General features: G+C 73.1%; 18 protein-coding genes. 10 read left to right on the top strand and 8 right to left on the bottom strand.

What is annotated here, in order from left to right; genetic code table 11:
* The first annotated feature begins 273 nt into the window (after positions 1–273).
* Positions 274–654: a hypothetical protein gene (locus ABT116_RS14970; RefSeq protein ID WP_351632700.1), complete on the top strand. Its 381-nt coding sequence runs from the start codon at positions 274–276 to the stop codon at positions 652–654.
* Positions 655–694: 40 nt separating this feature from the next.
* Positions 695–1,465 (top strand): glycosyltransferase family 2 protein, encoded by a 771-nt coding sequence (locus ABT116_RS14965; RefSeq protein ID WP_351632698.1) that lies wholly within the window; start codon positions 695–697, stop codon positions 1,463–1,465.
* On the opposite strand, the gene ABT116_RS14960 is transcribed toward ABT116_RS14965, so the two are convergent.
* The 3 genes from ABT116_RS14960 to ABT116_RS14950 form a co-directional block, all read right to left on the bottom strand.
* Entirely contained in the window at positions 1,460–2,224 is a 765-nt protein-coding gene (locus ABT116_RS14960) for a PIG-L deacetylase family protein (RefSeq protein ID WP_351632696.1), read from the bottom strand. The genes ABT116_RS14965 and ABT116_RS14960 overlap by 6 nt on opposite strands.
* Positions 2,225–2,233: 9 nt before the next feature.
* The gene (locus ABT116_RS14955; RefSeq protein WP_351632693.1) at positions 2,234–2,449 is read right to left on the bottom strand and encodes a ferredoxin; all 216 of its coding nucleotides are present in this window, start codon (positions 2,447–2,449) and stop codon (positions 2,234–2,236) included.
* A 110-nt stretch (positions 2,450–2,559) separates the two neighbouring features.
* Entirely contained in the window at positions 2,560–3,027 is a 468-nt protein-coding gene (locus ABT116_RS14950) for a hypothetical protein (protein WP_351632691.1), read from the bottom strand.
* A gap of 529 nt (positions 3,028–3,556) precedes the next feature.
* Here ABT116_RS14950 and ABT116_RS14945 point away from each other — a divergent pair.
* Entirely contained in the window at positions 3,557–7,789 is a 4,233-nt protein-coding gene (locus ABT116_RS14945) for an nSTAND1 domain-containing NTPase (protein ID WP_351632689.1), read from the top strand.
* A 166-nt stretch (positions 7,790–7,955) separates the two neighbouring features.
* Here ABT116_RS14945 and ABT116_RS14940 read toward each other — a convergent pair whose 3' ends face one another.
* The 4 genes from ABT116_RS14940 to ABT116_RS14925 form a co-directional block, all read right to left on the bottom strand.
* Positions 7,956–8,528: a GNAT family N-acetyltransferase gene (locus ABT116_RS14940; protein WP_351632687.1), complete on the bottom strand. Its 573-nt coding sequence runs from the start codon at positions 8,526–8,528 to the stop codon at positions 7,956–7,958.
* A 79-nt stretch (positions 8,529–8,607) separates the two neighbouring features.
* Positions 8,608–9,132 (bottom strand): DinB family protein, encoded by a 525-nt coding sequence (locus ABT116_RS14935; RefSeq protein ID WP_351632685.1) that lies wholly within the window; start codon positions 9,130–9,132, stop codon positions 8,608–8,610.
* A gap of 9 nt (positions 9,133–9,141) precedes the next feature.
* A complete protein-coding gene (locus ABT116_RS14930; RefSeq protein WP_351632683.1) occupies positions 9,142–9,606 on the bottom strand; it encodes a hypothetical protein in 465 nt (154 codons plus the stop codon).
* A 37-nt stretch (positions 9,607–9,643) separates the two neighbouring features.
* Positions 9,644–10,510 carry a bifunctional DNA primase/polymerase gene (locus ABT116_RS14925; protein WP_351632681.1) on the bottom strand — a complete coding sequence of 289 codons (867 nt, stop codon included), beginning with the start codon at positions 10,508–10,510 and terminating at the stop codon, positions 9,644–9,646.
* 373 nt (positions 10,511–10,883) lie between these two features.
* On the opposite strand from ABT116_RS14925, the gene ABT116_RS14920 reads away from it, so the two are divergent.
* The 6 genes from ABT116_RS14920 to ABT116_RS14895 all read left to right on the top strand — a co-directional run bounded on the left by ABT116_RS14920 (position 10,884) and on the right by ABT116_RS14895 (position 16,427).
* Positions 10,884–11,210 (top strand): hypothetical protein, encoded by a 327-nt coding sequence (locus ABT116_RS14920; protein WP_351632680.1) that lies wholly within the window; start codon positions 10,884–10,886, stop codon positions 11,208–11,210.
* A gap of 181 nt (positions 11,211–11,391) precedes the next feature.
* Positions 11,392–12,306, top strand: coding sequence for a bifunctional MaoC family dehydratase N-terminal/OB-fold nucleic acid binding domain-containing protein (locus ABT116_RS14915; protein WP_351632677.1), 915 nt, complete (start codon positions 11,392–11,394; stop codon positions 12,304–12,306).
* On the top strand, positions 12,303–12,731 hold the full coding sequence (locus ABT116_RS14910; protein WP_351632674.1) for a MaoC family dehydratase: 429 nt from the start codon (positions 12,303–12,305) through the stop codon (positions 12,729–12,731). Before ABT116_RS14915 ends, ABT116_RS14910 begins: the two co-directional genes overlap by 4 nt.
* Before the next feature lie 25 nt (positions 12,732–12,756).
* A complete protein-coding gene (locus ABT116_RS14905; protein WP_351632672.1) occupies positions 12,757–13,929 on the top strand; it encodes a lipid-transfer protein in 1,173 nt (390 codons plus the stop codon).
* A 133-nt stretch (positions 13,930–14,062) separates the two neighbouring features.
* Positions 14,063–14,623 carry a SigE family RNA polymerase sigma factor gene (locus ABT116_RS14900; protein WP_351632669.1) on the top strand — a complete coding sequence of 187 codons (561 nt, stop codon included), beginning with the start codon at positions 14,063–14,065 and terminating at the stop codon, positions 14,621–14,623.
* 160 nt (positions 14,624–14,783) lie between these two features.
* Complete coding sequence (locus tag ABT116_RS14895) at positions 14,784–16,427, top strand: long-chain fatty acid--CoA ligase (protein WP_351632703.1); 1,644 nt, start codon at positions 14,784–14,786, stop codon at positions 16,425–16,427.
* A gap of 30 nt (positions 16,428–16,457) precedes the next feature.
* On the opposite strand, the gene ABT116_RS14890 is transcribed toward ABT116_RS14895, so the two are convergent.
* Positions 16,458–17,657: an MFS transporter gene (locus tag ABT116_RS14890; RefSeq protein ID WP_351632667.1), complete on the bottom strand. Its 1,200-nt coding sequence runs from the start codon at positions 17,655–17,657 to the stop codon at positions 16,458–16,460.
* Between the two features lie 129 nt (positions 17,658–17,786).
* Here ABT116_RS14890 and ABT116_RS14885 point away from each other — a divergent pair, with 129 nt between their 5' ends.
* Positions 17,787–18,365, top strand: a complete 579-nt coding sequence (locus tag ABT116_RS14885; protein ID WP_351632664.1) for a TetR/AcrR family transcriptional regulator — start codon at positions 17,787–17,789, stop codon at positions 18,363–18,365.
* Positions 18,366–18,379 lie beyond the last annotated feature (14 nt).

Raw genomic sequence — 18,379 nt, 5'->3', positions numbered from 1 at the left:
GGGGCGCTTGTCTCAGCCTGCGGGCGGGCGGGGCGGGCGTGGCCTCCGCCCCCCCCCCCCCCCCCCCGACCCAGACCTTCGGGAAGGGCGGGGGGTTGTGCGGGTTTCGGGTGTGGCGTCCCTCACATATGGCGTGGGGGCGGGTGTCGTGTTCGTACGGGTTCGCCAAGGGCCGCCGTACCAGGGCTGGGTGAGTGAGTCGAACGCCCGAGGGGCAACGGCAACCCGCTCTCCCTCGTCTTTCGTGTCGGGATCCCACGACGCAGGAGTGTCATGACGAACACCAAGGCCCGCACCGCAGCGCTGATCACCCCGGTCGGGCAGGAAGCCCAGGACGAGGCGAGGGCGCTGGCCGCGGACGGCCGTACGGGCAAGGCCGTCCGGAGGTTGCGCAGGGGCTCCTGGCTCAAGCGGGGCCCGGCCCGCGAGGCCGTGGAGATGCTGGCCGGCGGGCACGCGTTGCCCACCAGCAGCGCCCAGGCGCTGGACGCCCTGCGCCGGCTCGACGCCGCGCTGGTCACGGAGTTGAGCGCGCTGCTCGACGACGGTCAGCAGATCGCCGCGGTCAAGCTGCTCCGCGAGCGGACCGGTGTCGATCTGGCCGGTGGCTATCACCTCGTTCTCGAACTGGGCGGCGAGCCGGGTACGCGGTGAGCATTACGATCACCAGGGTGTGCCGGTCGGAGAAGGGTGGGTGAGCGCCGCCGTGAGTCGGCGCATCGTCGTCGTCACCGCCGTGCACGGCCCCCACGCCCGGTTTCTGCCGGAGGCCCACGCGTCGTTGTGCGCGCAGCGGCTTCCCGAGGGCTGGGAGTGGCACTGGGTCGTGCAGGAGGACGGGGAGAGCGAGAGCGTCAGACCGTATGTTCCCGTGGACGCCCGGGTGACGTTCCGGCAGGGGCGGGCCGGGGGGCCCGGCGTCGCCAGGACCATGGCGCTGGCACACGGGGACGGGGCGTACGTGAAGGTCCTCGACGCCGACGACCGGTTGACGCCGGGCGCGCTCGCGCGGGATCTCGCCGTGCTGGAGGGGGACCCGGACCTCGGGTGGGCCACCTCGCGGGTGCTCGACCTCATGCCCGACGGGTCGACCGTCGGCTTCCCGGGCGATCCCGACGAGGGGCCGATCGAGCGCGGGGCCGTGCTCGACCACTGGAAGGCCAACGGCTTCCTCGCGCAGGTGCATCCCGCCTCACTGTGCGTGCGGCGGGAGTTGCTGCTCGCCCTGGGCGGATGGATGGCGCTGCCCGCCTCGGAGGACACGGGGTTGTTGCTGGCCTTGAACGCGGTGAGCCGGGGGTGGTTCTCGCGGGAGGTGGGCTTGCTGTACCGGAAGTGGGACGGGCAGGTGACCGGGCAGGCGGCCCATACCGACCGGGCCGAGCGCGAGGTGCGGATGGCCGTCGTGGAGGCCAGGGCCAGGGCGTTGTCCGGGCTCCGGTGGGGTGCGCCGACCGCGCTATGAGAGCAGCTGCTCGGTCCGCGCGGGGGCCGTCGGCGCCAGGTCGTGCCGGGTGTACCACTCCGTGCCGAGCAGTCGTTGCCGCTCGGCTGCGGAAAGTGCGGCGATCAGGCCCGGCGCTGCTCCCCGTGCCACCTCCGTGCGGTGGGCCAGGATCGCCCGGATCTTCCGGTCCAGGCAGGGGGTGACGTCGACCGTGGCGGTGACGAACTCGTCGGGGACGGTGCGCACCGCCTTCCCCACGGCGGCCAGGTGCCCGCTCCATGCCCGGGCGGCCGAGTGCGGGTGCGTGGCCAGGTACAGGGCGCTCGGCCGCCAGGGCGCTCCGGCGTCCGGGTAGAGGCGTTCCAGGCCGGCGGCGTGGACCGCGAGGGCGGTCACGCGGTGGGTGTGCACATGGTCCTCATGGCCGGTGAGGTTGCCGTAGGCGTCGTGGGTGACGACGACGTCCGGGCGGAAGTCGCGCAGGTGCGCGACCAGTTCTCCCACCGCCGCGTCCAGCGGCACGTCGCACCAGCGCGGCCTGCCCGGGGCCGAGTGCGGGACGCGGGAGTCGGCGTACCCCAGCATGCGTGGCGGGCCGGCGCCCAGGATGCGGAGCGCCTCGGCGAGTTCCGCGGCGCGCTGGGTGTCCGCCGACCAGGTCGCCGTGACGACCGCCGTGCGCGCGCCCGCGGACGCGTGGCGGGCGAGGACGCCGCCCGCCGACAGGGACTCGTCATCGGGATGGGCGAAGACCGCGAGCAGGCTCGGCACCGGCATCCGCCCTCGCTACGGCCGGTCCGGCGCCGACTGCGGCGCCACGGTGATGCCGATCGCCTGGCTCGGGCACTTCTCCACCGCCTCCAGCACCTCGGGATCCTCGCCCGTCTCCTCCCGGCCCGGTCGGACGACCCCGTAGCCGTCGACGAACTCGAAGACCGCCGGGGCCCGGTGGGCGCATTCGGCGGAGCCGTAGCAGAGATCGCGGTCCACGAAGACCTTCATGTCTCTTTGTCCGCTTCCTGACGGCATCTTCGTCCCCCTCCTGACGGCATCGGGGCCCCGCGGCCGTCCGGAGTTGACTGCCCAGCGGGGCACCGGCTGAACCGGCCCGGCTAGCGGGCGTTCCCGGCGGCCGCCAGCCAGTGGGCCACCCGGCGTACGGCGGCCTCGTCGAGGTGTTCCACCAAGGCCTGCACGGTCGTGTCGTCCTCGGGGGAGAGGTCGTAGAGCCCCGCCTTGGTCAGGCCTGCCATGAGGACCTGGTGGCGACGGCCGGTCATCCGTTCCGCGAGCTTGGCCGGTTCTCCGGGGGAGGGCTCGGGATCCGGCTGCGGAGCAGCGCTCTGCTTCAGCGGGGTGTCGAACCGGTGCCACGCGCCGTCCTTCGGCCCCCACAGGGCGACGACCACCTCGTCGCCCCGGGCGCGCAGGGTCTGGGCCATCTCGCCGAGGGCGTACAGCACGGGCGCGCGGTGGGGCGACCGGGCGGCCGTCCGCCAGGATCCCTCGGCCGGCCGGTAGAACATCGCGACCCAGCGCGGAGCACCCTGCGGTCGTGGGCTCTCGGGACGTGACTCCACTGCGCTCACCCCTGTACGTCGCTGATGCGTCGCCCGGCCTCTGCTTGCGCCTTGCTCGTTCGTACTCGCCCGTACTCGCCCGCCCTCGCCCGCACTCGCCCGTGCTCGTCCGTCGCTCCGGGAGCGGTACTGCAGGGCGACCATAGCTGACGGGTCGTCAGTTTTCCAGGGTCGTCGGTTCGTCAGAGGTGTCCGAAGGCGCGGTCCGTCAAGGGCCGAGTTGTGCTGCCCGCCGGTGTCCGGGAGCGCGATCCGCCGGGGTTGCGGGGCGGGGCGTGCCGGGGAGGATCACCACATCGTCCGGCACCGGTCCCTCCCCTCGTGGGGACCGGTACCGAACGGTGGAGCCTCGTCGTCCGCTTCGGACGGAAGCTGGCCGGATGAGTCCGCCGCTGCGTCCGGATCCTGCCATTTCCGGCCATGGAGGAGGAGGTTCCGGTGTCAAGCGGACGGCATCGCCGCAGGTCAGCCATATAGAGTGAGTTTTCCGGTCCGGACGTCCAGGCGTGGGAAGTAAGGAGCTGAGACCTTGAGTTCCGACTCGGGGGCACGCACCGCCTTCGCGGAACGCCTCGCACTGCTGTACAAGGAAGCCGGCAACCCTCCCCTCAAGCGGGTGTCCGAGGCGGTCGTCCGGCTCCAGCGCGTCGACGAACGCGGGCGGCCCGTCCGGGTGTCCGCGCAGCGCATCAGTGACTGGCGGCGGGCCCGGAACGTCCCGGCCCAGTTCCCCGCCCTCGCGGCGGTGTTGCACGTGCTGATCCCCGACGCGCGGCGCTCGCGGGCCACGCCGGTCTCCCCCGGCCTGTACGACCTCGGCCAGTGGCAGCGGCTGTGGGAACGCGCGGTGGCCGACCCGGTCGGTGAGCGCCCGGCGCCCTCCGCGGCCGAGGAGCGGTCCGCGGACGAGTCCGCGTCGACGCCGGGCGGGGTGTGCCCGTACCGGGGGCTGGCCTCCTACCGCCGGGAGGACGCCCGGTGGTTCTTCGGCCGGGAGCGGAGCACGGACGCGCTCGTCACGCAGCTCGGGGCCGTCGCGGGCACCGGCGGCCTGGTCATGCTCGTGGGCGCGTCGGGGGCCGGGAAGTCCTCGCTGCTCAACGCCGGCCTGGTGCCCGCCCTGCGGGACGGCGCGCTGGGCGGCGACGGCGGTGACGGGAGCGGTCGGCCGCGAGAGGTCGTACAGCTCGTACCGGGAGGTGATCCGCTGGCGGAGCTGATCCGGTGCATCCCCGAACTGGCCTCCGTCGTCCCGGTCTCGATCCCACCGGGAGGAGCCCCGCCGCGGCCACGGACAGAGGGACCGGAAGCGGCCACCGGGGAGGGGCTCGGTGGTGTCCCCGCGGCGGGATCCGACACGGCCTCCGCGGAGGGCTCAGGCGCGGTCCCCGCGGAGGGGCCGGACGCGGTCCCCGCGAACAGGTCAGGCGCGGTCCCCGCAACGGTGGCCGGAAGGGCGCCCGCAGCGGGACCCGTCACGGCCCCCACAGCGGCGCCCCCGGAACCCGGCATCGCGCCCTCCCCCGACGCCGTTCGGGCCGCCGTCGGCGCCTGGGCCCGGCGCGAAGCACCTTCCGGGGCCCGCCCGGTCGTCATCGTGGACCAGTTCGAGGAGACGTTCACCCTCTGCCCCGACGAGGCGGACCGGCGCACCTTCATCGAGGTCCTGCACGCCGCCTGCTCACCCGCCGGCCCCGGCCGGCCGGCCCCGGCGGTCGTGGTGCTGGGCATACGCGCCGACTTCTACGACCGCTGCCTGAGGTACCCGGAGCTCGCCGACGCGCTCCAGCACCGGCACATGGTGCTCGGGCCGCTGACCACAGCGGAGCTGCGCGAGGCGGTGAACGGACCGGCCAAGGCCGTCGGCCTGGAGCTGGAACCGGGGCTGGCGGAGCTGATCGTCCGGGAGGTCAGCGCCGACGGCCCGGGCGGGGCGCACGACGCCGGTGTGCTGCCGCTCCTCTCACACGCCCTGCTCGCCACCTGGCAGCGCCGGAAGGCGGGCCGGCTCACCCTGGCCGGCTACCGCGCGGCCGGCGGCATCCAGGGAGCGGTCGCGGCGACCGCCGAGCGGGCCTGGACCGGCCTCGACCCGGCCGCGCGCACCGCCGCCAGGCTGCTGCTGCTCCGCCTGGTACGGCTGGGCGAGGACACCCAGGCCACCCGCCGCCGGGGGACCCGGCGTCAGCTGGCGGAGGAGGCGACCGACCCGGGCAAGACCGAGGAGTCCCTCGAAGCGCTGGTGCGCGCCCGGCTGGTGACGCTCGACGCGGAGACCGTGGAGATCACCCACGAGGCGCTGCTGCACGCCTGGCCGCGGCTGCGCGACTGGATCGACGAGGACCGGCAGGGCAATCTGCTGCGCCAGCGCCTGGAGGAGGACGGCCGGGCCTGGGAGGAGTCGAACCGCGACACGTCCCTGCTCTACCGGGGCTCGCGGCTGGAGCAGGCCCACGGCTGGGCGACATCCGCCGGGGACACGTTCCTGACCCGCAGCGCGGTGGAGTTCCTGGCCGCCTCGGTCCGGCTGCGCAGGCGGATCATCTGGATCAGCCGGGGCGCGGTGGCGACGCTGGTCGTCCTGGCGATGCTGGCCGTCGGGTCGGCCGTCGTCGCCTGGAAACAGCGGGACGAGGCCGTCTTCGAGCAGGTGCTCGCCCAGTCCGACCGCGTGCAGGACACCGATCCGTCGCTGTCCGCGCAGCTCGACCTGGTGGCGCACGGGCTGCGGCCGGACGACAAGGGCGCGAACAGCCGCCTGATCTCCATCGTGAACGCCCCGCTGTCCAGGCCCCTCACCGGCCACACGGGTGCCGTCTACCTCACGACCTTCAGCCCGGACGGACAGCTCCTGGCCACCGCCAGCTACGACCGGACCGTACGGCTGTGGGACGTCGCCGACCCCAAGCGCCCCAAGCCCCTGGGCAAGCCCCTCACCGGGCACACGAGCTGGGTGAGCAGCGCGATCTTCAGCCCGGACGGCCGGACGCTCGCCAGCGCCTCCGACGACGGCACCGTCCGGCTGTGGGACGTGACCGATCCCGGGCACCCGAAGTCGCTCGGCGCGCCTCTGACCGGCCACGGCGGCACGATCTACCTGATCGCCTTCAGCCCGGACGGGCGCACGCTGGCCTCCGCGGGCGACGATCACACCGTCCGGCTGTGGGACGTGGCCGACCCGCGCCGGCCGCGGGCGCTGGGCGACCCCCTGACCGGGCACACGACCGCCGTGCGCTCGGTGGCGTTCAGCCCGGACGGGCGGACGCTGGCCGCGGGCGGTGACGACGGCACGGTCCGGCTCTGGGACGTGTCCGAGCCCGGCCGCCCGGAGCCGGCCGGGGCGCCGCTGGCCGGCCACACCACCATCGTGCACTCCGTGGCCTTCAGTCCCGACGGCCGCACGCTCGCCAGCGGCAGTGCGGACGGCACCGTACGCCTGTGGAACATGGCCGGCCCGGGCCGCCCGGCCACGATCGGCGCGCCGCTCACCGGCCACACCGGGCCGGTCTGGTCCGTGGCCTTCAGCCCCGACGGGAACATGCTCGCCGCGGCCAGCGCGGACAGCACCGCGAGCCTGTGGAAGGTCAGCGATCCGCACTACCCCTCGCAGGTCGGCGGGCCCCTCGCGGGCAGCAGCGGGGAGATGTACGCGCTCGGCTTCAGCCCCGACGGCCGCACTCTCGCAACCGGGGCGGGCGACAACAAGGTCCGTCTGTGGTCGCTGCCGACGTCGGACATGACCGGCCGGACCGGGGTGTTCCGGCCGGACGGGCGGCTGCTCGCGACGGCGGCCCGGGACGGGCGGATCCGGCTGTGGGACGTGCGGAAGCCCGGCAGGCCGGTGCGGATGGGCGAACCGTTCCGCCCGGGCAAGGGCGACGTGCGCTCCCTGGAGTTCTCCCCGGACGGCCGCACCCTCGCGGTCGTGACGGGCGAGAGGGTGGTGCAGCTGTGGAACCTCGGCGACCCCGGACACCCCGTCCGCTACGGCTCTCCAGCCCCCCTGCGCATCCGGTACGCCGACCCCCTGGCGTTCAGCCCGGACGGGAAAGTCCTGGCCACCGCCTACGACGACCGCACCATCCGGCTGTGGAACGTCGGCGACCCGGCCAGGCCGCGCCCGCTCGGCAGCCCCCTCACCGGGCACAAGGGCTACGTCAACCACCTCGTGTTCAGCCCGGACGGCCGGACGCTCGCCAGCGGCAGCGCGGACGGCACGATCCGGCTGTGGAACGCGACCGACCCCGGCCGGACGACCCTGATGGGGGCACCTCTGAGGGGCCACCTCGGAGCGGTCAACGCGCTCGCCTACAGCCGCGACGGCCACACGCTGGCCAGCGCCGGCGACGACAGCTCCGTCCGGCTCTGGGACATCACGGATCCCGCCGAGGCCTCCGAGGAGGCGCGGCTCACGGGCCACACGGAGGCGGTCGTGTCGCTGACGTTCAGCCGCGACGGACGCACCCTGGCCAGCGGCGGCAACGACAGCACCGTCCGGCTGTGGAACGTGACCGACCCCTCGCACGCCACCGCGATCGGCCAGTCGATGAGCCCCAACTCCACGACCGGCACCTTCCTCGCGTTCAGCCCGAACAGCCACACGCTGGGGGTGTCGAGCGGCGCGGACACCATCCGGCTCTGGAATCTCGACGTCGACACGGCTGTGCGCCGCATCTGCTCGATGACCCGGGGCGTGCTGACACAGGACACCTGGCGGGAGTACCTGCCCCGGCTCTCCTACGACCCGCCGTGCGACGACTGACGAGGCCGTCTCGCCCAACGGGCCGGGCCATCACGACAGTTGCGTGAGACGAGTCACAACCGCGGGTTACTGACGGCCAGTCGGCTCGTGGTGGGCAAGCGCTTGTTACCCTTGGCCATAGCTCGACCGCTGGTGCATCCCCCGTCGCCAGCGGTCGGGCCTTTTTTCAGCGCAGGTCGAGGCGCATCAGAATCCGGGGATGACCGGCCAGGACCGATGTCGTGTCCGCCGCGTGGACGAAGCCGGCCCGTTCGAAGTTCTTCCGCAGACCCGCGTACGCCATCGTCAGGTCGACCTTGGCGTCGCCGTTGTCCAGCGGGTACGCCTCGATCACCGGTGCGCCCCGGTCCCGGGCGAACGCGACCGCGCCGGCGATGAGGGCGTGCGAGATGCCCTGCCTGCGATGCCCCGGGCGGACCCGGACGCACCAGAGGGACCACACGGGCAGGTCGTCGAGGTGCGGGATCTTGCGGTTGCGGGCGAAGGAGGTGTCCGCGCGCGGGGCGACGGCGGCCCAGCCGACCGGTTCGTCACCGTCGTAGGCGAGCACGCCCGGGGGCGGCTCCGCGCGGCACAGCTCGGCGACGTACTCACCGCGGGCCGCGCCGCGCAGTTCCTTGTTGAGCTTGGAGGGGATCCGGTAGCTCAGGCACCAGCAGACGTTCGCCCCGGGCGACTTCGGCCCGAGCACGGCACGGACGTCCTCGAAGTCCGTGGCCGGGCGCACGTCGATGCTCATGCCCCCACGATGCCACGCACCGGACGGGCGCGCCCCGCGGGCCGGAGACACGCTCGGCGGAACGTCCGGGCCCTGCGTTCTAGGCGGACGCCGCCCGCAGCAGCCGCAGTTGGCCGATCTCGCTCACGTTCTTCATCAGCTCCGCGTTCACCCAGGCCACCATGTGGGCGACGGTGTGCCCGGGATCGTCCGTCCAGGGGAAAGGGGCCGTGGCGTCCAGGTCCTGGTCGGTGAGGTCGTCCAGGACCTTCAGCCACTGGGTGCGCAGGTCCCGCAGCCACTCGACCGTCGGGGCGCCCTCACCGGGCCAGACGATGTCCGCTCGGTCGCGGGGCGGGCGGCCCTGTGCGTGGTCGAGGGCGACGCTCCACCACCATCCGATGTGCCAGCTCACCCACCCGAGGGTGGGGACGGGGACCGGGTCGGGCTCGGTGTCCGCCCAGTCCGGGACCCAGGTGCCGTCGGGGCCCCGGCGCATCGTCCAGCAGAGCTCCGCAGGCTCCCAGAGGAAGTCGCCGGGCTCCAGCCGCTCCAGGTGGTACTCGAACAGTGACCAGGTGAACTCGAACTGCCAGCGGGGCAGTTCCGTGCGGGAAGGGCTCATCGGCCGACCCTACGGGGGCGCCGGGGCGTCCCGGGCCAGTACCGCCCAGTCGAGGTCCCGCAGCGCGGGCTCGGCGTCGCAGTCCGAGGGCAGGCGGGGCGTGGGCTGGAACCAGAGGACGGTCAGACGCGAGCGGTAGGCGACCGGGTCGTGGGCCGGGTCCAGGGCCGTGGAGTGGAGCGTGCCGAGGCAGGCCACCGCGGGCAGCACCTCGACCGGCCCGAGGCCGCCCGCGTACTGGTCGGGGTACTCGCGCCGCGGCGGGACGAGGTGCACCGGCGTGCCCGGGCGGGACCGCTCGGCGGTGTGCAGGAGGCTCCGGATCCGCAGGTCGTTCAGCGGCTTGCAGGGGTAGCCGTCCTGCAGGTCGCCGTAGGTCGACGAGAACCGCAGCTCGGCGAGGTCCACCGGGCGGCCGGAGGCCAGGACGAGGCGGGCCAACGCCAGGGCCGGCGTCTTTGCGTGGTGTTGCATCGAGGTCTTTCGCTGGTCGTCATGGGCGGGGCCGTGCTCACGGCCGGTGCCCCGTCATCCGTGCCGCCGAGGCGATCGTCGCCCTGGCCTCCCGCTCGGACAGGCCGGTGTTCAGGGCCGCGTCGACCAGGGGGTCCACCAGCGCCGGGCCGATGCCGTCCTCGTAGGCCCGGCAGGCCGCCCAGAACAGGCGGGTGTTGCGCTGGCCCTCGTGCGCGGCCAGGACGAACTGGACCAGGCCCTGGCCGTGCCCGTCGGTCGCCGCCGGGGCGGGGTGATGGTGGCGGGGCGGCGGGATCAGCAGCCGCAGCAGGGAGCGCGGGCAGGGGGCGGGGGCCAGGTGCGCGGTGCCCGGGGCGGCGGCGTACACGCCCTGTCCCGTGCGGGAGCCGGGGCCGACCAGGTAGCCGCCCGCGCCCCGGATGTCGATGCCGGGGGCGAGCCGGCCCGCGGAGTTGGGGACGACCACCTCGGGCGGGCCGCTCAGCCACAGGTGCCGCCCGCCGGACGGGGTCACGACGACCACGGTCGGCGGGATGGTGAACAGGTGCCGCAGCGCCAGCTCGCGCAGGGCGGCCGAGGAGTCCGTGCCGGTCTTCACGTCCAGGTCGAGGCCGATCAGATGGTGTGGGGGCAGCCCGCAGGCGATGCCGTAGCCGGTCGCCCAGGGCGCGGCGGCGAACAGCTCGCGGATGCGGTCCGGGTCGCTGGAGGCGTCGTGGACCCCGTGCCCGAGCCGGCCGCACCCGCCGTGACAAGGGGTGGGGGCGGGGTCGTCGCGGTGCGGGGAGCGCAGTGCCGGGAGCTTGGAGCGGGACAGGGGGATGACGGCCAGTCCGCGTTCGGCGGCTGACAGGGCGTGTGCGAGGGCCAGCGTCGTGGCCTGCCGGTCGGTGGTGGCCATGCCTCTAGTTTCGTACGTACGTTCGAAAAAGGAAAGGGGGAACGGGTGCGACGCGCCGGGGCCGGGTGGCGGCCGGAAAAAGTGCCGGAACGCTTCGTCCCTTGCGGCACCGGGTTCGAACGCCCCCTTTCGCTCCCGTCCGATACGGAAGTGACGCACAGGGGTTTATCGACTTGTCCTCACGCTTGCGTGCGAAAGGCGGCTTCCGGGGTGGTTCGCCGGGGATTCGGTGGGCAACTCTGGACTCGCGACGTCGAGCACCGCACCGGGGCGGTCGGCCAACTTCCCTGGTGACAACAGTGGATCACGCACCGAACGGTCACGAGCCGGTGCGTCCTCGGTCCGACCGATCAGTCCTGGAGGGACAAGAAACATGGCAAGCATCCGTACCGCCCGCGTCATCGCGGCCGTCTCCGCCCTTCCGCTCGCAGCCGCCCTCTTCACCGGCGTCGCGACGGCGGACAACGGCGCCTTCGCGGACAACGGATCCATCGCGTCCGCCACGGAGACCGAGCAGGGCATCCTCGGCAGCGGCGTCGGCGGCGACAACTTCGGCAACGCGGCCACCACCCAGCAGCAGGCCCTCGGTGACGGCGCCTCGAATCGGAGCAACACCGCCCAGGTCAACGGCTCGGAGTTCACGGTCGTCAACCAGGAAAACGCGGACACCGCCGTCAACTTCACCCCGCTGTGGTGGTGAGCTGAGCGGGCCGGTGCGCCGGCACCGGCCCGGGTGCCGTGGGGGTGTGCTTCGTGGGGTCACAAACGTCTGAGCGGCGGTACTCCGGTACCGCCGCGCAGGCGTTTTCGCGTCCGCGGGGCTTGGTGGGGACGTTTACGGGCCTTGACGGACCACGAAAGCTGACGGACAGTCAGAAACTGTGAGTGGTGAGCCGGAGGTCCACGAGGAGTTCGAGGCGCGCCTGAAGGCCTACGAGGGCCTGCCGGCCGCCGCCACCGGGGTCGGCCGCGACCCCGTCAACGAGCCGATGATCAGGCACTGGTGCGAGGCCATGGGCGACAGCAGCCCGGCGTACACGGGCCCGGACGCCATCGCGCCGCCCACCATGCTCCAGGCCTGGACCATGGCCGGTCTCACCCGCCGCCCGGAACGCACGGCGGCCTACGACGAACTCCTCGCCCTGCTCGACGCGTCGGGCCACGACGCGGTCGTCGCCACCGACTGCGAACAGGAGTATCTGCGCCCGTTGCGCCCGGGGGACGAGATCACCTTCGACTCGGTGATCGAGTCGGTGTCCGGCCGCAAGGTCACCAAGCTCGGAACGGGTTACTTCGTCACGACCCGCACGGACGTCCGCGCGGGCGGCGAGCCGGCCGGAATCCACCGCTTCCGCATCCTCAAGTACGCCCCTGCCCACCGGTCTTCGCCACCGGCGGAACGCCGCCCCCGCCCCGTCGTCAACCGCGACAACGCCGGCTTCTGGGAAGGCGTGGCCCGCCACGAGTTCCTCATCCAGCGCTGTACGGCCTGCGACACCCTCCGTTTCCCCTGGCTGCCGGGCTGCGACACGTGCGGCTCCCCGGACTGGGACACCGTCGAGGCGAGCGGCGAGGGCACGGTCTACTCCTACGTCGTGATGCACCACCCGCCCTTCCCGGCCTTCGAGCTCCCCTACGCCGTCGGCTTGGTCGAACTCGCCGAGGGCGTGCGGATCGTCAGCAACGTGGTCGGGGTGCCGTACGACAAGGTGCGGATCGGCATGCCGGTACGGCTGGAGTTCCGGCGGTACGACGACGAGCTGGTGCTGCCCGTCTTCCAGGGGGTGACGCCGTGAAGCCCGGGGACCGGCTCCCGCCGCTGGAGATCCCGATCACCCGCACGCTGATCGTCGCCGGGGCGATCGCCTCCCGTGACTACCAGGACGTGCACCACGACCCGGAGCTCGCCCGGCGGAAGGGCTCCCCCGACATCTTCATGAACATCCTGACGACAAACGGCCTGGTCGGCCGCTACATCACGGACCATTTCGGCCCGCGTGCGCAGCTGCGCCGGGTCGCCATCCGGCTCGGCGCGCCCAACCGTCCCGGCGACACGATGGTGCTGACCGGCACGGTCGAGGAGGTCGACGGCGACACCGCGACGGTCCGGATCACCGGCGCGAACGGCCTCGGCAAACACGTCACGGGCACGGTGACGGTCAGGGTCCCGGCAGGAGCGGGAGAAGGCGTCTCCACTGGAGCAGGAGGCGACTCGGTATGAGTGGGAGAGGGCGGGCGGTCCAGGTATGAGCGGGCGAGCGCGGGGCGGTCTCGGCGGGTGCGCGGCCGTCGTCGGTGTGGGGGCCACCGAGTTCTCCAAGGACTCGGGCCGCAGCGAACTGCGCCTGGCCGTCGAGGCGGTGCGGGCGGCCCTCGCGGACGCCGGGCTGACCCCGGCCGACGTCGACGGGATGGTCACCTTCACCATGGACACCAGCCCCGAGATCACCGTCGCCCGGGCGGCGGGCATCGGGGAGCTCTCCTTCTTCTCCCGGGTCCACTACGGCGGCGGCGCGGCCTGCGCCACCGTCCAGCAGGCCGCCCTGGCGATCGCCGCGGGCGTGGCCGACGTGGTCGTCTGCTACCGGGCGTTCAACGAGCGCTCGGGCCGCCGCTTCGGCTCCGGGGTGCGGCACCGGGAACCCTCGGCGGAGGGCGCGGCCCTCGGCTGGTCGCTGCCGTTCGGCCTGCTCACCCCGGCCTCGTGGGTGGCGATGGCGGCCCAGCGCTACCTCCACACCTACGGGCTCACCCCGGAGGCCTTCGGGTACGTGGCGGTCGTCGGCCGGAAGTACGCGGCGACCAACCCGGCTGCCCACTTCCACGGCCGGCCCATCACTCTGGCCGACCACGCCGCCTCGCGCTGGATCGTCGAACCGCTGCGGCTGCTGGACTGCTGCCAGGAGACGGACGGCGGCCAGGCCCTCGTCGTCACCTCCGCCGAACGCGCCCGCGACCTGCCCCACCCGCCCGCCGTGATCGCCGCGGCCGCCCAGGGCGCCGGACGCGCCCAGGAGCAGATGACCAGCTACTACCGCGACGACCTGACCGGCCTGCCCGAGGCGGCGGTCGTCGCCCGGCAGCTGTGGCGCACCTCGGGGCTCGCCCCGGCCGACATCGACGTGGGGATCCTCTACGACCACTTCACGCCGTTCGTGCTGATGCAGCTGGAGGAGTACGGCTTCTGCGGCCCCGGCGAGGCCGCCGGCTTCGTGGCCGAGGAGCGACTGCCCCTCAACACGCACGGCGGGCAGCTCGGGGAGGCGTACCTGCACGGCATGAACGGCATCGCGGAGGCCGTACGGCAGATCAGGGGCACGGCGGCGAACCCGGTACCGGGAGCGGAGCGGGTCCTGGTGACGGCCGGGACGGGTGTGCCGACGTCGGGACTGGTCCTGACCGCGGACCCCCAGGGGTGAACCCGCAGTACCGCGGGCCCTTCGCTCCACCTACAGGAGGTGCGGCAACCCCTACCCGTACAACCTGAGGGGGACCCCGCTTCGGGACCTGCGGCCGATCCGCTCGCCGTGCCCCCGCTCATAGCGTTGAGCCATGACCACACTCGTCTGCTCGAGCGCTTCGAAGGCGGCCGGACCAGCGGCGCAGACCCTTCCCTACCCGTCGTTCTCGTCGTACGTCAGGGCCCGCCAGCCGGTGCTGCTGCGTACCGCCCGCTCGCTCACCGGCAACCCGAGCGACGCGGAGGACCTGCTGCAGACCGCGCTCACCAAGACGTACGTCGCCTGGGAGCGCATCGAGGACCACCGCGCCCTCGACGGCTATGTGCGCCGGGCGCTGCTGAACACCCGGACCTCGCAGTGGCGCAAGCGCAAGGTCGACGAGTTCGCCTGCGACGAGCTGCCCGAGCCGGACCCGGTGCCCGGCCGTGACGACCCCGCCGAGCAGCAGGCGCTGCGCGACGCGATGTGGCGGGCGATCATGCGGCTGCCCGACCGGCAGCGGGCGATGGTGGTCCTCAGGTACTACGAGGACCTCAGCGAGGTCCAGACGGCCGAGGTGCTCGGCGTCTCGGTGGGCACGGTGAAGTCGGCCGTCTCCCGGGCGATCGGCAAGCTCCGCGAGGACGCTGAGCTGGGACTTGTCCGTCAGTGAGGCGGTTCCCCGGCCGTTTGTGAGCTGCCCCTCCGGCATGGCGTGATCTGATCGATCATCCGGTCCTAGTGACATACCGCGTGGTATGTGCGCAGAATCAGCGCAACCTTTACCACCGCGTAGGCAAAGTCGCCCCCGGGAGGACGCCGTGCTGAGCACCATGCAGGACGTACCGCTGTTGATCTCAAGGATCCTGACCCACGGGTCGACGATCCACGGGACGTCGCAGGTGACCACCTGGACCGGTGAGGACGAGCCGCACCGCCGCTCCTTCGCGGAGATCGGCGCCCGCGCGGCCCAGCTGGCGCACGCGCTGAAGGACGACCTCGGCGTCACCGGCGACGAGCGCGTGGCGACCCTCGCCTGGAACAACGCGGAACATGTCGAGGCCTACTTCGCGATCCCGTCCATGGGCGCGGTCCTCCACACCCTCAACCTCCGCCTCCCTCCCGAGCAGCTGGCCTGGATCGTCAACCACGCCGCCGACCGCGTGATCATCGCCAACGGTTCGCTGCTCCCCCTCCTCGCCCCGCTGCTGCCGCACCTGAAGCCGGTCGAGCACGTGGTCGTCACCGGCCCCGGGGACCGCTCCCTCCTCGCCGGCGCGAGCGTCCGCGTCCACGAGTACGAGGACCTGATCGCCGGCAAGCCGACCTCGTACGACTGGCCCGAGCTGGACGAACGCCAGGCCGCCGCCATGTGCTACACCTCCGGCACCACCGGCGACCCCAAGGGCGTGGTCTACAGCCACCGCTCCATCTACCTGCACTCCATGCAGGTCAACATGGCCCAGTCGATGGGCCTGACCGACCAGGACACCTCGCTGGTCGTGGTCCCCCAGTTCCACGTGAACGCCTGGGGCCTGCCGCACGCCACCTTCATGACCGGCGTGAACATGCTGATGCCGGACCGCTTCCTCCAGCCGGCCCCCCTCGCCGCGATGATCGAGGGCGAGAAGCCCACACACGCCGCCGCCGTCCCCACCATCTGGCAGGGCCTGCTCGCCGAGCTGACGGCGAACCCCCGTGACGTCTCCTCCCTCGGCCAGGTCACCATCGGCGGCTCGGCCTGTCCGCCCTCGCTGATGGAGGCCTTCGACAAGCTGGGCATGCGGGTCTGCCACGCCTGGGGCATGACGGAGACGTCCCCGCTCGGCACGATCGCCCGTCCGCCGGCTGGTGTGGTCGGCACGGAGGAGGAGTTCGCCTACCGCCTCACCCAGGGCCGCTTCCCGGCCGGCGTCGAGGCCCGCCTGTCCGGCCCCGGCGGCGAACGCCTCCCCTGGGACGGGGAGTCGGCCGGTGAGCTGGAGGTACGCGGCCCGTGGATCGCGGGCGCCTACTACAACGGGCCCGACGGCGAGCCGCTGCGCCCCGCCGACAAGTTCAGCGAGGACGGCTGGCTCAAGACGGGCGACGTCGGCACCATCTCTCCCGACGGCTTCCTCACCCTCACCGACCGGGCCAAGGACGTCATCAAGTCCGGCGGCGAGTGGATCTCGTCGGTGGAGCTGGAGAACGCGCTGATGTCCCACCCCGACGTCGCCGAGGCGGCGGTCGTCGCGGTCCCCGACGAGAAGTGGGGCGAGCGCCCGCTGGCCACGGTCGTCCTCAGGGAGGGCTCCACCGCCACCTTCGAGACCCTGCGCGCCTTCCTCGCCGACGAGGGCCACATCGCCAAGTGGCAGCTCCCGGAACGCTGGACGGTCATCGAGGCGGTCCCGAAGACGAGCGTTGGAAAGTTCGACAAAAAGGTGCTGCGCAGGCAGTACGCGCAGGGGGAGCTGGACGTCACCAGCCTCTGACCCGCCCGCGGACCGCCGTACGGCAGCACCTCACCGTCGTACGGCGGTCACGCCCCACCCGAGCACCAGCCACACCCCCGCCACGACACACACCCCGCCCCAGCCGAAGTGGCTGAAGGCGGCCCCCGCGAGGGCCGAAGCGGTCGCGCCGCCCGCGAAACCGGCGACCACATAGGCGGTGTTGGCCGTGGCGGGGGTGGCGGTCGCGGTCAGCGCGAGGGTCTGGTTGGCGACGTGGGAGGCGACGAGCGCCGCGTGGACCGCGATCGCGGCGGCGAACAGGGCGCCCAGCACCCGCCCGCCCAGCCAGAACAGCGGCAGGGACACGGCGGCGACCAGATACGCCGACCGCACGACCCGCGCCGCCCCGAACCGGTCCACGAGCCCGCCCGCCAGCGGCGCCACCGCACTCGCGGTCAGGCCGAACAGGCCGAACAGCCCGGCGGCCGCGGTGGACAGCCCGTACGCCGGTCCGGTCAGCAACAGCGCCAGCGAGGTCCACAGCGCGCTCCACGCACCGAATATCCCGGCCTGCCGCACACACGCCCGCCACAGCTCCGGCGAGCTCCGCAGCACCGACGGCAGGGCGACCAGCCCGGCGAACAGCGGGCCCTCCCGGCGCTGCCGCGACGGCAGGACCACCGCCGTCGCGAGCCCCAGGGCGAGGGTGAGCACGGCCGCACCGGCGAACACCCACCGCCAGCCGAAGGCCTGCCCGGCCAGCCCGCCCAGCACCCGGGCCCCGACGATGCCGGCGAACAGGCCCGCGATGACCGCCGCGACGTGCAGGGCACGCCGCTCGGCGGGGGCCCGCTCGGCGACCAGCGGCACGAGCAGCTGGGGGATGACGGTGGCCGCCGAGGCGACGAACATCGCGACCGCGAGGGCCCCGGTGCCCGGCGCGGCCGCACCGGCCCCCAGCGCGAGCGCCGTGACGAGCGTGAGCCCGGCGACCAGCCGGCGCCGGTTCGCACGGTCGCCGAGCGGCGCGAAGAACAGCAGGCCGACCGCGTAGCCGAGCTGGGCGACCGAGGCGATCCAGGCGATGGCCGAGGGTGCCGAGCCGAAGTCGCGGGCCATGAGCGGCAGCAGCGGCGCGGCGAGGTAGATGTTGGCGGCGGTGACCGCGCTGCACACGGCGAGCAGGGTGAGGAAGAGGCCGGGGGCCGGCGTACGAGCCTGTCGCACAGGGCTCGTGGCCGACGGGGCGGTGGTGGTCGCTGACGGCATGGGAGGGGACTCCTTGGAGTCGGCTCTAACAACTAACTGGTTGGTTGGCTGATGGGGGAACAGTCTGGGCCGCCCTGCCATTCCCTGTCAACCAAACAGTTGGTTACCCGGCGCGCTACCCTCTCCCCCATGGCAGCAAGGGACCCCGAGGCCACCAAGGCCCGGATCTTCGAGGCGGCGGTGGCCGAGTTCGCACGGCACGGCATCGCCGGCGCCCGCATCGACCGCATCGCCGCCGAGGCGAAGGCCAACAAGCAGCTCATCTACGCCTACTTCGGCAACAAGGCGGAGCTGTTCGCGATCGTCCTCGAGAAGAAGATGCTCCACCTCGCCGAGGACGTCCCCGTCGACCCGGACGACATCGAGGGCTGGATCGACCGCCTGATGGACTACCACGCCGCCCATCCGGAGCTGCTGCGTCTGCTCTTCTGGGAGGGCCTGGAGTACGGCAGCACCGAACTGCCCCACGAGTCCGACCGCCAGGAGCACTACGCCCGCAAGGTCGCCGCCCTTCGCGACGGCCAGGACCGGGGCGTCGTCACGGACGCCATCCCGGCGGCCGACCTGCTCTTCCTGCTGACCGCCCTCGCCAACTGGACCGCCGTCGTACCGCAGATGAGGCGCATCCTGGTCGGCGAGGGCGAGCCGGACCGGGACCGCCTGCGCGCGTCGGTGAAGGAGGCGGCGCGCCGGCTGACGGCACGCTAGGTCATGCCGCGAAG

The organism is Streptomyces sp. NPDC002130, assembly GCF_040296465.1.
In the GTDB taxonomy this organism is placed as follows: domain Bacteria; phylum Actinomycetota; class Actinomycetes; order Streptomycetales; family Streptomycetaceae; genus Streptomyces.
Note: the sequence above shows the minus strand (reverse complement) of the source record. Positions and strands in the feature narration are given on the sequence as shown.

Excerpts from the sequence above, each read along its gene's own strand:
- ABT116_RS14895 (WP_351632703.1), top strand. The coding sequence starts at position 14,784 with ATGCAGGACGTACCGCTGTTGATCTCAAGGATCCTGACCCACGGGTCG.
- ABT116_RS14940 (WP_351632687.1), bottom strand. The coding sequence starts at position 8,528 with ATGAGCATCGACGTGCGCCCGGCCACGGACTTCGAGGACGTCCGTGCC.
- ABT116_RS14900 (WP_351632669.1), top strand. The coding sequence starts at position 14,063 with ATGACCACACTCGTCTGCTCGAGCGCTTCGAAGGCGGCCGGACCAGCG.
- ABT116_RS14970 (WP_351632700.1), top strand. The coding sequence starts at position 274 with ATGACGAACACCAAGGCCCGCACCGCAGCGCTGATCACCCCGGTCGGG.
- ABT116_RS14925 (WP_351632681.1), bottom strand. The coding sequence starts at position 10,510 with ATGGCCACCACCGACCGGCAGGCCACGACGCTGGCCCTCGCACACGCC.
- ABT116_RS14920 (WP_351632680.1), top strand. The coding sequence starts at position 10,884 with ATGGCAAGCATCCGTACCGCCCGCGTCATCGCGGCCGTCTCCGCCCTT.
- ABT116_RS14905 (WP_351632672.1), top strand. The coding sequence starts at position 12,757 with ATGAGCGGGCGAGCGCGGGGCGGTCTCGGCGGGTGCGCGGCCGTCGTC.
- ABT116_RS14890 (WP_351632667.1), bottom strand. The coding sequence starts at position 17,657 with ATGCCGTCAGCGACCACCACCGCCCCGTCGGCCACGAGCCCTGTGCGA.
- ABT116_RS14930 (WP_351632683.1), bottom strand. The coding sequence starts at position 9,606 with ATGCAACACCACGCAAAGACGCCGGCCCTGGCGTTGGCCCGCCTCGTC.
- ABT116_RS14885 (WP_351632664.1), top strand. The coding sequence starts at position 17,787 with ATGGCAGCAAGGGACCCCGAGGCCACCAAGGCCCGGATCTTCGAGGCG.
- ABT116_RS14955 (WP_351632693.1), bottom strand. The coding sequence starts at position 2,449 with ATGAAGGTCTTCGTGGACCGCGATCTCTGCTACGGCTCCGCCGAATGC.
- ABT116_RS14935 (WP_351632685.1), bottom strand. The coding sequence starts at position 9,132 with ATGAGCCCTTCCCGCACGGAACTGCCCCGCTGGCAGTTCGAGTTCACC.
- ABT116_RS14960 (WP_351632696.1), bottom strand. The coding sequence starts at position 2,224 with ATGCCGGTGCCGAGCCTGCTCGCGGTCTTCGCCCATCCCGATGACGAG.